6 protein-coding genes are annotated in these 12,987 nt (G+C 38.6%); 2 read left to right on the forward strand and 4 right to left on the reverse strand.

What is annotated here, in order from left to right; all coding sequences use genetic code 11:
- Positions 1-89: 89 nt before the first annotated feature.
- Together QNI22_RS19425 and QNI22_RS19430 are read right to left on the reverse strand one after the other, a co-directional pair.
- Positions 90-1,979, reverse strand: coding sequence for an amidophosphoribosyltransferase (locus QNI22_RS19425; protein ID WP_314513195.1), 1,890 nt, complete (start codon positions 1,977-1,979; stop codon positions 90-92).
- A 97-nt stretch (positions 1,980-2,076) separates the two neighbouring features.
- Entirely contained in the window at positions 2,077-3,486 is a 1,410-nt protein-coding gene (locus QNI22_RS19430) for an NADH-quinone oxidoreductase subunit N (RefSeq protein ID WP_314513196.1), read from the reverse strand.
- 606 nt (positions 3,487-4,092) lie between these two features.
- Here QNI22_RS19430 and QNI22_RS19435 point away from each other — a divergent pair.
- A complete protein-coding gene (locus QNI22_RS19435) occupies positions 4,093-6,306 on the forward strand; it encodes a bifunctional alpha,alpha-trehalose-phosphate synthase (UDP-forming)/trehalose-phosphatase (RefSeq protein WP_313991773.1) in 2,214 nt (737 codons plus the stop codon).
- A 116-nt stretch (positions 6,307-6,422) separates the two neighbouring features.
- Here the strand turns inward: QNI22_RS19435 and QNI22_RS19440 are convergent, their stop codons facing one another.
- Both QNI22_RS19440 and QNI22_RS19445 read right to left on the reverse strand, forming a co-directional pair.
- The gene (locus QNI22_RS19440) at positions 6,423-7,844 is read right to left on the reverse strand and encodes a WG repeat-containing protein (protein ID WP_314513197.1); all 1,422 of its coding nucleotides are present in this window, start codon (positions 7,842-7,844) and stop codon (positions 6,423-6,425) included.
- Positions 7,845-8,088: 244 nt separating this feature from the next.
- On the reverse strand, positions 8,089-9,117 hold the full coding sequence (locus QNI22_RS19445; RefSeq protein ID WP_313991771.1) for an SPASM domain-containing protein: 1,029 nt from the start codon (positions 9,115-9,117) through the stop codon (positions 8,089-8,091).
- A gap of 678 nt (positions 9,118-9,795) precedes the next feature.
- Between QNI22_RS19445 and QNI22_RS19450 the strand changes: the two genes are divergently transcribed.
- Positions 9,796-12,945 carry a SusC/RagA family TonB-linked outer membrane protein gene (locus QNI22_RS19450; protein WP_314513200.1) on the forward strand — a complete coding sequence of 1,050 codons (3,150 nt, stop codon included), beginning with the start codon at positions 9,796-9,798 and terminating at the stop codon, positions 12,943-12,945.
- Positions 12,946-12,987: the final 42 nt, after the last annotated feature.

Consider the following 12,987-nt stretch of genomic DNA (forward strand, 5'->3'; position numbering starts at 1 on the left):
TATTACATGCTCCAAGCAGTAATTCATCTCTAAAAAGAAAGCCCTCAACAAATGTTGAGGGCTTTCTTTTTAGAGATGAATTTATGTGATTAATATGCTCTGACAGAAACTCCAGACATATAGTTCATAAAAGCTTTATTTACAACTTTGTTACCTCCCAGAGTTGGGTAGTTACCTGTAAAGTACCAATCACCTGTATGATTAGGACAAGCCTTGTGAAGGTTTTCAACAGTTTGGAAAACAACTTCTACTTTGGCATACAGATTATGTGGACGAATAATCTCTGCAATTTTATCTGAGATCTCTTGATCACTGAAGTTGTCATAAACCGATTTTACAAAGTTCTCTTCATGTGCCCGATCATTCCAGAAAGCACTCTTACATTCTTCTAGTACGTTATACAATTTTTCTGATTGACCTCTTTCTTCTAATAACGCAAGTGCTGCCCGGAATGCCACAAACTCTTTCATTCGTGACATATCAATACCATAACAGTCAGGATAACGTATCTGAGGCGCAGAAGAAACCACAACGATCTTTTTAGGTCCTAAACGGTCCAGAATGCGTAAGATACTTTTCTCAAGAGTAGTTCCACGTACAATAGAATCATCTACCAGTACCAACGTATCATATCCACGGCGGATAACATCATAGGTTGTATCGTATCCAGCTGACACCATATCATCCCGATGATCATCATCGGTGATAAACGTCCGAAGCTTGGCATCCTTAATAACCATCTTTTCCACCCTAGGCCGTATAGAAAGCAATTTATCTAGCTCTTCCGGTGATGCTTTTTCTGCCACAGCTTTCTTGCGTTGTTCACTCAACCACGTTTCCATACCTTCCATCATACCTAGAAATGCAGTCTCAGCTGTATTAGGTACATACGAGAATACCGTATTTTCCAGATCATAGTCAATCGCTTTCAAGACCTGAGGAATCAGTAAGCGACCTAATTCTTTACGTTCATTATAGATGGCAGGGTCTGAGCCTCGGGAGAAATAAATACGTTCGAAGCTACATGAACGTTTTTCAAGTGTATTAATAAACGGATGTTCAGCAAAATCCCCGTTTTTCTGTATAACTAAGGCATGACCAGGCTGAATCTCCCGAATAGAGTCATAGGAAATGTTAAAGGCAGATTTTATAGCAACCCGTTCAGAAGCAACTACTACTACTTCATCATCTGCATAATAGTAGGCAGGGCGAATGCCTGCAGGATCCCGGGCTACAAATGCTGCTCCATGTCCAATCATTCCGGCCATCGCGTAACCTCCATCAAAATCACGGCAGGAACGACGTATTACCCGTGGGATATCCATCTTCTCCTCAATCACATGACTCATCTCCACATTGGTGTACTGATCTTTGTACAGATCAAAAATACGTTGGTTTTCTTCGTCCAGGAAGTGACCAATCTTCTCCATTACTGTGATAGTATCTACCTTTTCTTTCGGATGTTGTCCTAAAGAAAGCAGCTTATCAAACAGATCGTCTACATTGGTCATATTGAAATTTCCCGCTACTACCAGATTCCGGCTTCGCCAGTTGTTTTGGCGCAGAAACGGATGGCAGCTTTCAATGCTGTTCACTCCATGAGTTCCATAACGCACATGTCCTAATAGGACCTCTCCTGTAAATGCGACATTTTCTTTCAACCATTGAGCATCATAGATCCGGTCTTTGTGGCCTTTGGTAGATTTCTGGAATTTCTTGTTGATCTTCTTGAAAATCTTGGCAATAGGCTGGTTGTCGATAGACCGGTAGCGGCTGATGTAGCGAATTCCAGGAGGAACACCTATTTTAATAACTGATACACCTGCTCCATCTTGGCCCCGATTACTTTGTTTTTCAAGCATCTGGTATAGTTTGTTGACTCCATATAGGGAGGTGCCATATTTGTCAATATAATATTGATATGGCTTGCGGAGGCGGATCATCGCGATACCGCATTCGTGTTTTATAGGATCACTCATATTGAGAAGAAAGGATGCTCAAAAATAATAGTTTTGTGATGGAACAAAAAATTAATATTTTCTAAAAACATGTACGTATATAGAATCCTTTTGTTTCTTAACGCAGGAATAATCCTAAAGATTCAGTAAGCCATGAGGATTTAAAAAATAATACCAGTACAGGAGCCAATACAGCAATTAAAAGGATAATTTCTGTCCAATGAAAAGCTTTAACAGATGTAGGATAAGAGGTTGTTCCGGATTTAAAAAAAAGATAATACGGGATACGTAAATAATAAAATATAGAAACCGCGATATTAAGTAAACCCCAACCAAAAAGAATCAATAACAATACATTGTCTGACTGGTTATAAATAGTCCATAAGGAAGAAAAGATCAGAAGTTTGGCTGTAAAACCAACTGTAGGAGGCAAGCCTGCCAGAGCAATCATGACAATAACTATTGCAATACCTAAACCTGGAAATTTCATACCGAGGCCTTTATAATCATTTATGGTATGAGAATCAGTGATTCGTTCCAGCCAGAGCAATAACAGAAATGCACTTACATTGATAAATAAATAGGTTATTGAATAAAATAAGAAAGTTTCAGCAGAAAATGTATTTCTTCCTAGGAGTCCTATCAATAAGAAACCTGAATGTGCAATAGATGAGTAAGCCATCATTTTGCGTGAATTGGATTGAGTCAGAGCTGAGAAATTACCGATAGTAATGCTGGCAATAGACAAAATAGCAATAAAAGATTGGAACCCAAATTTATCAATCATATCTATTTGACTAATCACCAATAATATAAATAGAGCAGCAAGTTTAGGTGAAATAGAGAAGAATGTAACAACTGATAAAGGAGCTGCATCATATATATCAGGAGCCCATACATGAAAAGGTACTACCGCAATTTTGAACAATACACCTGATAGTGTTAAGATTACGGCTATAGTGACAAGTAATGGAGGTTGTGTGGCTAGTGTTTCCCAGAATACAGTATCCAGAAATGCGAGAGATCCAGTGAGTCCGTATAACCAGGATATGCCATAAAGCATGACTCCTGAACTCATGGCTCCAAATAGAATATAACGAAGGCTTCCCTGAGCACTTCGTTTATTATCTGCAAAATAGGTCAGTACATACGAACTTATAGAAACCAGTTCAATACCCAGATATACTATTATCAGATGAGAACCCATAATCATCAGGTGCAATCCCAGCAATAAGGCTGTGAGAATTGCAAAGAATTCCCCACTTTTGGCATATGTTTTTTTCTCAATCCAAGCTAACAGGATGGTAAGAATACCCATAAGCTGGAATAGGCACTTGAAGAGAATTGTATATTGGGTACTATGAACCATTCCCAGAAAAGATCCGGAAGAGTTCTGAAAAGAGAGAGGATATTGAGTAACAGATAGAAAGAATATGCAACAAAAACCTGCCACAGCAAGCCAACCTGTAGGTTTGTAGGATTGCTTATGAAAGATAAGATCCGTTGTGATCAGAAGTATAAAAAGCAAAACCAGTCCAGTTTCTGGATAAAATCCTGATAAACTTATAAGTAATTGGTTTAGTTTTTCAGAAAGCGAAAGTGCCAAGGCGAGTGAAAGGTTGCAATGATAAACAGAAAATGAGGTATTTGTTCGCCAAAAATAATCCACATTTTTGAATTATAACTCAGATTAGCAAACACTCTTTCTTATTTGGAAAGATTTATATAAATCTACAGAAGTACATATAGTCTCTGATTTTGAAGTTGTGAAATGATTTTTGTGGATTTGGTATAAAATTTTATAAAAATAATCTAATTTAAAGGGGCTGAAAAAACAAAGCTTTTATCTTTGCAATACAAAATTAAGGCAGGATAAATAAAATTTCGCATAGAAAATCCATACTATAGCTTATTAGAATCTCCTAAAAGCTTGGAATAATTGGATGTTAAATAGAGATATTAGGCAAAAGAGCAGAAAGAATTATGAAAAATTAATCATTTCTTTACTTATTTTCTTATATAAACTTGTAACTTCGGAAGGAAAGAGGAAAGAATTGTTTCCAATTTATTTTTTTCTGAAATAAATCAGTACATTTTCAGCGATTAAAATACCCATTTACCCCACTCATCAGACATGCCAAGACTTATTACCATATCGAACCGGCTTCCAATCTCTGTTAAGGTTAAAGAAGGAGAATTTGTTTACGAACAGAGTGTAGGTGGATTAGCTACCGGTTTGAGTTCAACCGATGCCAAAGAAAATTATTGGGTAGGTTGGCCAGGAATGACCATCAAAGCGGATGATCAGGCTGCATTGGCTGCACGTATGAACAAAGATAACCTGCAACCAGTGTTCTTAACAGATCGGGAATATGAAAATTTCTATGAAGGATTCAGTAATAAGATAATCTGGCCGTTATACCACTATTTCAAGCAATATGCCAGCTATAAGAAAACATACTGGGAAGCATATCGTCAGGTAAATGAACGATTTTGTGAGGAAGTACAGAAAATAGCTCGTCCGGATGATGTTTTCTGGGTACATGACTATCAATTGATGTTGTTACCCAAAATGTTACGTGAAAAATTTCCGGATGCTACAATTGGTTATTTCTTGCATATACCTTTTCCTTCCTATGAGTTATTCCGTTCACTGCCATGGCGTAAAGAAGTACTGGAAGGAATATTAGGTGCGGATCTGGTTGGTTTCCATACATATGATTATGTAAGACATTTTTTAAGTGCAACTACCCGTATTCTTGGATTAAATCATTCGTTGGGCAAAGTAAATATGGCAGGCCGTATAGCTGAGGTAGACTCTTTTCCTATGGGGATTGACTATGATAAATTTGCCAAGGCTGTATTTGAGAAAGAGACGATTCGTGAAATTATAGAACTGAGGCAACAGTTAGGAAAAGATAAAATTATCCTTTCTGTTGACAGGTTAGATTATTCCAAAGGCATTTTACAGCGTATTCAGGCGTTTGAACGTTTTCTGGAGCGGTATCCGGAATGGCAGGGGCAGGTAACACTATTGTTAATATTAGTTCCTTCCCGTGCTACTGTAGATCAGTACCAGCAACTGAAAGAGGATATTGACCAGGCTGTAGGACGTATTAACGGTAAGTTTAATACATTACGCTGGACACCTATTCATTATTTCTACAGAGCGTTACCTTTCAATACATTAGCTGCTGTGTATTATATGGCAGACATTGCCCTCATTACTCCTTTCCGGGATGGAATGAACCTGATCGCGAAAGAATATATTGCAACCAAAACAGATCAGACTGGTGTGTTGATTTTAAGTGAGATGGCAGGGGCTGCAAAAGAACTGACTGAGGCAATTCTTGTAAATCCGGATGATCCACATGATATAGTACGTGCTATTCACAAGGCATTGACTATGCCAGCAGAAGAGCAGATGGCCCGAAATACAGCTATGCAACAGACGTTGCGCCGTTACAATGTAAAGCGCTGGTCAGAAGTTTTCCTGGATCGATTGAAAGAGGCAAGACTATCTACCGAAAAAATCAAGCGGAAACAATTTAATGAACGTGTATTGACCGAAATAACTGAAGCCTATACTACAACAGAAAAGAGACTCTTCCTGTTGGATTATGACGGGACATTAGTAGATTTCCATGATGATCCTCAAAAAGCTTCTCCGGATGAGTACTTGTATAGCCTGCTGAAAAAACTTAGCAAAAATCCGGATAATTGTGTGGTTGTTATAAGTGGTCGTGACAAAGAAACACTGGAAAGATGGCTGGGGCACCTGCCGTTAGGGATTGTAGCAGAGCATGGTGTATGGAACAAAGATATGGATGGCGAATGGACACATGCCGATTTCCTGGAAACAGACTGGAAAGAAGAAATTCGTCCGATTATTGAATACTTTGTAGATCGTACACCCGGATCTTTCATTGAAGAAAAACATTTCTCTCTGGTATGGCATTACAGAAAATCAGATCAGGGATTGGCAGAGATGCGTGTGCATGAATTGATTGAGCAGCTGGCACAGTACATAACTCCTCGTCGCTTACAGATACTGGAAGGAAATAAGGTCATAGAAATTAAAAATGCCAGCATAAATAAAGGACATGCTGTACATCGTTGGATGGAGAAATATCCCGGTTGTTTTGCTTTAGCAGCAGGAGATGATCATACAGATGAAGATACCTTTAAAGCCTTGACAAATTATCCTAATGCCTATACATTGAAGGTAGGACACAACCAGACGGCTGCTATGTATAATCTGCCTTCGAATCGGGATGTATTACGTACACTCCATACATTATCAGAACAGCCTGTAACAGAAGCAAAATACGCTAATAAAACGGCCTGAGTTATAAACCCAAGAAAATAGAACTAACAAAAAAAGCCTTCTCAAAAAGAAGGCTTTTTTTACGTTAGGTTTAATTGAAATCCAGCTATAGGTATTGTTTTTATTTTTTTAATAGTTTATTTCTGGCTTACCAAAATATCTTCTACTCCATCACACTTGCAATCTTTGAATACCAGACATTTTCCTGATTTATTTATATAGAAAGTTTTTCCATTGCGTTCTACTTTTGATAATCCATCCTGATAAGGTTGTACAGAATCAAACTCTACAGGTACTACCAGTTTCCCTTTGATATCCACAAAGCCATATTTACTGCCAATTTTGATTGTAGCTACATCTTCTGCAAAATCGTAGGCATCGTCATATTTGATAGGGATGATTTCATGGTTTTGAATATCTATAAAGCCTGCTTTGTTATTCTTTCTTACAATAGCTAAGCCATTGTTGAATGGATAGATATGATCATATACCATTGAAATAACCATCTGGCCTTGTTTGTTAATGCAACCTTTTTTGCCATTTTGTGTTACAATGGCAATTCCATCTGAGAAGTGAGATACTTCATCATAAACCAATGGGATGACAGTTTTGCCACTTTTATTGATAAAACCCCACTTGGTACCACGGCGTGCTTTGGCCAAGTTCTCACTAAATGCAGAAACCTCTTCATATGGTAACTCAGTAACCACTTTGCCCAGTGTATCAATCATCAGGTATTTTCCATCCTTTTTTACTTGAGCAATTCCTTCTGCAAAAGGGCTAGCTGATTCATATTGAAAAGGAATAACCTGTTCACCTTCTTTGTTAATATATCCAAACATGCCATCCTGTAAGGCTAGTGCAAATCCTTCTGAGAACGAAAGTACTTCATCATAATACAATCCATACATTTTCATTCCTTTCTTATCAATTCGTTCCCAGTGTGCACTCTTCTTTACGAGGGCAGATCCTTCTGTAAAAGGTGTTGCTTCTTCATAGTTAAACTGAATAGCTACAGTTCCATTTTTATTCAGATAACCCCATTTGTTGCCTCTGCGTACAGCTGCCATTCCTTCTGAGAAGAAAGTTATTTCATCATTAATCAGAGGGATTACATTAATACCTTTTTTGTCAATAAATCCTTTACGTCCTGCTTTTTCAACCAATGCCATACCTTCTGAAAATGGGGTTGCCATATCATAGGATGCGGCAATAACTACCTTTCCCTTTTTATCGATAAATCCCCATTTGCCATTCTCATTTTCAAAACGTGCTAAGCCATCAGAGAAAGAGGAGACATAGTGAAATGTTAGTGGGATGATTTCTGTGCCTGTGCTATCAATAAAGCCTGCTTTTCCATCTTTTGTGACTTTGGCAAACCCTTCCCGAAAATCGTAGGCCATATCATATTTGGGGGCAACTTTGACTGCATTTGCTTTGCTGTCTTTGTACCCAAAAATACCACCTTCTGAAAACGGAGTAATTTCCTGAGCATTTGTTGCTATAGTAGCAGCAAGAAGTGATAAAGATAGAATACCGTATTTTTTTAGCTGGTTCATAAATTATTCGGATGAAAGCGTATTAGAAGAAATAGTCATGATTGACTGAAATTCATGGATGGATACGTTTTCCCCTAAATTGGTATTCAAGGAGGCTTTTTTTACATGTAAGAGTTATGTAAGGAAAATGTTGAGGATGTAAAAAAAAGTCGGTTTTTTTATCGGGAAATAATCTTGGCCAAGATCAACTTACATTCTTTTGCCAAGGTTAATAAATTTTTTTATTAAGGTAATTGGTTGATAGCTAGCTCCATACCTGGGTTCCTTCTGTGCAGTTTTTGCACATTTCTATCTTGCTGCGTGATTGAAGTAATAATTGGCGGAATTGAGAATATGATTTTCCAGCCCATAGGTTGCTGAAAGACTGCTTACTAACATCTCCCATTCGGTGGTGTGCGTCCTTGTCAAAACAACAAGGTACTACCAAGCCATCCCAGGTAATGACACACGAGTGCCACATTTTCCAGCAATGATTTCCAAGACCATTTTTTACCTGATACGTACCTGAAGTAGTTTGACGATAACGACTATATTTGTCAATGGACGGGATTAGCGGGGAGCCTTGCTCATGATCATAAATCTGAGCTGTTTTTAAACCAACTGCATCTACTCCCAGTTCACTGGCAAGTTTTTGTACATCAGCAATCTGGTGTTCATTGGGCTTTACTACCAAAAACTGAAAGACAATAAAGGGTGTTTTAGAACCTAATTGTTGCTTCCAGCGAATAACGTTTTTTGCACCTTCAATCACTTTATCCAGCTTCCCTCCTACTCTGTATTGCTGATAGGTTTCCTGTGTAGTACCATCTATGGAGATAATCAATCTATCGAGGCCGGACTCAACTGTTTTGCGGGCATTAGCGTCTGTCAGATAATGAGCATTGGTAGAGGTCGACGTATAAATTTTTTTGCTTGCTGCATATTGCACCAGTTCCAGAAACTGAGGATGTAGATAGGGCTCGCCCTGAAAATAAAAGGTGAGATACAGCAACTTTTTATGAAGTTCATCTATAGTCTTTTTGAACAAGTCTCCACTCAGCATACCTGTAGGGCGGGTAAAAGATCGTAAACCACTTGGACATTCTGGACAACGAAGATTGCAAGAAGTAGTAGGTTCAAAAGCAATGCTTACAGGTAGCCCTTTATGTATAGCTTTTCGTGTAATTCTGGAAAGATAATAACTGCCCAATACCTGTAGTCCATTCCATGTGCGAGATAAGGTAAGCTTTGATAACAGGTTAAGAGTATCTGAAATGGTTGCTGGTGTTTTCACGGGATTATTAGAAAGTAGTACACAAAAATAGATTTCTTCCATCATATTTCTGCATCAATCCTTCTCCTTTTATATATGTGAGAAATTAGCCATCTTTTACTTGACTGAAATAGTTTCTGTTATCTCATAAAGATAGAGCAATTGTATTTTCTGACTTTGGAATTATATTATTTTTATTTATTTTCAGTATTAGATTTTGACAATTTGGAAAAGTGTGGAATTTTTTACCTGTATGATTGTATTTTTTGGAATAAAATTTTGTATTTTAGTTTTGCATTAATATATTGCTCTTACTAAAAGCAAAATTTATTTATGTAAGTTCCCTGTCTGTTTCGAAAGCCGCAATAAGAAACAGAAGGAATAGTAACTCAATACAAGACTTCTCATTAGAAGTTATTTTATTGTATATACCCAATACTATTCCGAGAAAGTAAAAGTCAGCATTGTTATAACTACTGAATAGCAGGAGTATTTGGCGTTTGTGAGGCAAATGTCTGTGAGGTACTTTGTCTTCATTAATGGCTGTCTGCTGTGTATCAGATCTGGAAAATGGTTTTAGAGTTTCTCTACTACTATTTACTCTGATTGATCAGTAAGCGATTTCTTTTATTGACCTGTTCCAGGTGTAGTTAGTACCTGAATAGTGTTTATTCAACCCCCAACTTATTAGCCAAAATTATGAAAAGAAAACTACTCGTTTTTTTAATGGGATTACTATGGGCGTATACATATGCCACTGCTCAGGATCGAACCATTTCAGGATCAATCTCTGATCAGGAAAGTAAATCTGCTTTGCCTGGTGTAAATGTGATAGTAAAAGGTACTACTATAGGAACGACAACTAACTCGGAAGGGAAATTTCAGCTTAAAGTACCTCAGGAGAATGCAACATTGATTATCTCCTTTATTGGATATGTAGTACAGGAAATACCCATTGGAAATCGGACTACAATAGATATAGTATTAGTACCAGATGTTGCTGCTCTTGGAGAAGTAGTGGTAACGGCTCTCGGGATAGAACGAGAGAAGAAGGCATTGGGCTACTCTGTACAGGAAATTAAGGGTGACCAGTTGAATCAGGCGCGGGAAACAAACCTGGTAAATGCACTGAGTGGTAAGATTGCAGGTATTCAGGTAACAGGTACCAATGGAACACCTGGTGGTTCATCTCGGATTGTGATCAGAGGATCTTCGTCTATCGGAGGTAATAATCAGCCTTTGTTTGTGGTAGATGGTGTACCTATTGACAATGGAAACTATAGTTATGGAAGTAAAAGCTCCGACAGCCAGTTTGGCACATCATCTACAAGTGTCGATTATGGTAATGGGGCAGGAGCGATTAACCCAGATGATATTGCTTCTGTGAGTGTCCTGAAAGGACCCAATGCAGCTGCCTTGTATGGCTCACGTGGTACTAATGGGGTTATTCTGATTACTACCAAATCAGGTAAAGGCGTCAAAGGCATAGGTGTCACAGTAAATACCAATACTACGTTTGAGAAACCCTTCAGACTTCCTTCATTTCAGAATGCATACGGACAAGGTGCGAAAGGGTTGTTTGAGTACAAAGATGGCAAAGGTGGAGGTGTGAATGATGGTGTAGACGAAAGCTGGGGACCACAAATGGATGGAAGGTTGTTACCTCAATATAATTCGCCTGTAGATGCGAACGGGGTGCGTACTCCTACTCCTTTTCTGCCTCAACCAGATAATGTCAAAAATTTCTTTGAAACAGGAGCAACATATACCAATAGTGTAGCTGTGGCAGGTTCCAATGATAAAGGTGACTTTCGCTTGTCTTATACCAATCTTTCACAGAAGGGTATTTTACCTAATACGGATTACAAACGAAATACAGTCTCTCTTAATGCTGGTTTGAACATCACTCCGCGACTGTCTGCAAAGGTATCTGCTAATTATATAAAGGATGGAAGTAAAAACCGTAATAGTTGGGGCTTATACTTTATCTGGTTTGGTCGTCAGGTTGACACAGATGATCTGAAAGATTATATCGTAGATGGAACAGATCCCAGTGACTGGCCAGTGCAGCGTAACTGGAATACCAACTATTGGAACAATCCTTATTTTGTATTGAATCGGGTGCTGCGTCCTAACAATAAAGATCGTTTGTTTGGCAATGTAAGCCTTAATTACAAATTCACGGACTGGCTTAATCTGACAGCACGTTCCGGAACAGACTTCTTTACAGATCGTAGATATGTACAAACCCCTAAATCAGTAGGTAATACCTATGGTAGTTATACAGAAGACGTATTCTTTGTAAAGGAAAACAATTCTGACTTCCTTTTGAGTATGAATAGAAATCTATCCTCTGCCCTACAGTTAACTGCCAGTGTGGGAGGTAATCATCGTCGTCGGGATTACCAGCGAAATTACATTAACATTGCTGAGTTGTCGTTACCTAATATCTTTAATGTAGGCAATGCCCGTTCCCGGCCAGATGTAGCCAATAATCATCAGACTAAGGTGGTGAATAGTTTGTATGCTTCCGCTCAACTTTCATTCAAGGATTATTTGTTTATAGATGCATCTGCCCGCAATGACTGGTCCAGTGCGCTGCCAAAAGGGAACCGGTCTTACTTCTACCCTTCTATTTCTGTGAGTGGAGTACTTACAGATATGCTGAACATACAGTCTTCTGTATTATCTTTTGCGAAAGTGAGAGCTAGTGTGGCACGTACAGGTAATGATACAGAAATCCTGTATCAGGATCAGCAGACATTCAAATATGAAAGTGCCTGGGGATCTACTCCTACAGTATCCGAAAACAATGTAATTGCCAATGCCCGGCTGAAGCCTGAACTTACCACTGCCTATGAAGTTGGTGCAGAAGTAAATCTGTTTCACCGTATCTCACTGGAGTTTGCTTACTATGAAAAACAAACCAAAAACCAGATCCTGAATGTCAATATTTCTCAGGCTAGCGGCTATCAGTCGCGGGTGACAAATGCAGGTCTGGTAACCAACAAAGGAATCGAGATTGAAGCCAGTGGTGCTATCATCAAAACAGAAGCTGGGTTTACCTGGGATCTGGGACTAAACTTTTCCAGAAACCGGAACAAGGTAGTGGAACTAGGTGAAGGATTACAAAACTACCAATTGGGTACGGTTCGAGGTATGAGTGTAGAGGCAAGGGTAGGACAATCTTATGGTACATTCTTCGGAACAGCCTATGCCCGTGATCCACAAGGACGTATCATCTATGGCACAAACGGATTGCCTGTCGTTTCTTCTACACGAAAAATACTCGGAAATTTTACACCTGACTGGACTGGTGGGATCAGTAATACCTTCTCATTCAAAGGCATTAGTATAAGTACTCTGATAGATGCAAAAATGGGTGGAAACATCTATAGCCAGACAGTGGCTATTGGTCGCTATACTGGAGTGTTAGCAGAAACTAATATAGGACGTGAGACAGGTATTGTAGGAGATGGCGTTGTCAATACTGGTACTACAGATAATCCTGTTTATGCAGTAAATACTAAGAATGTGTCCTCTGAAGACTGGCATCATGGCTACTATAACCGAAATAATAATGAGCCTTTTGTATTTGATGCCAGCTATATAAAACTGCGTGAGATAAAACTAAGTTATACACTGCCACAAAAATGGTTTGGCAAAATACCTGTGCGTAATGTACAATTGGCAGTTGTAGGTCGTAACCTGGCCTTGTTGTATTCTAAAGTACCACACATAGATCCGGAAACCAGCTTGTATAGCAGTGATAGTAATGTGCAGGGGCTGGAAAATGGTCAGATACCTACCACTCGTAGTTTAGGATTTAACCTAAGCTTTGGATTATAATCTTTGCTGTGATAGTCTAATATTCAGTTAAACCTTTTGACT

The sequence above is a fragment of the Xanthocytophaga agilis genome (assembly GCF_030068605.1).
Classification (GTDB): Bacteria; Bacteroidota; Bacteroidia; order Cytophagales; family 172606-1; genus Xanthocytophaga; species Xanthocytophaga agilis.

Excerpts from the sequence above, each read along its gene's own strand:
- QNI22_RS19425 (WP_314513195.1), bottom strand. The coding sequence starts at position 1,979 with ATGAGTGATCCTATAAAACACGAATGCGGTATCGCGATGATCCGCCTC.
- QNI22_RS19435 (WP_313991773.1), top strand. The coding sequence starts at position 4,093 with ATGCCAAGACTTATTACCATATCGAACCGGCTTCCAATCTCTGTTAAG.
- QNI22_RS19440 (WP_314513197.1), bottom strand. The coding sequence starts at position 7,844 with ATGAACCAGCTAAAAAAATACGGTATTCTATCTTTATCACTTCTTGCT.
- QNI22_RS19450 (WP_314513200.1), top strand. The coding sequence starts at position 9,796 with ATGAAAAGAAAACTACTCGTTTTTTTAATGGGATTACTATGGGCGTAT.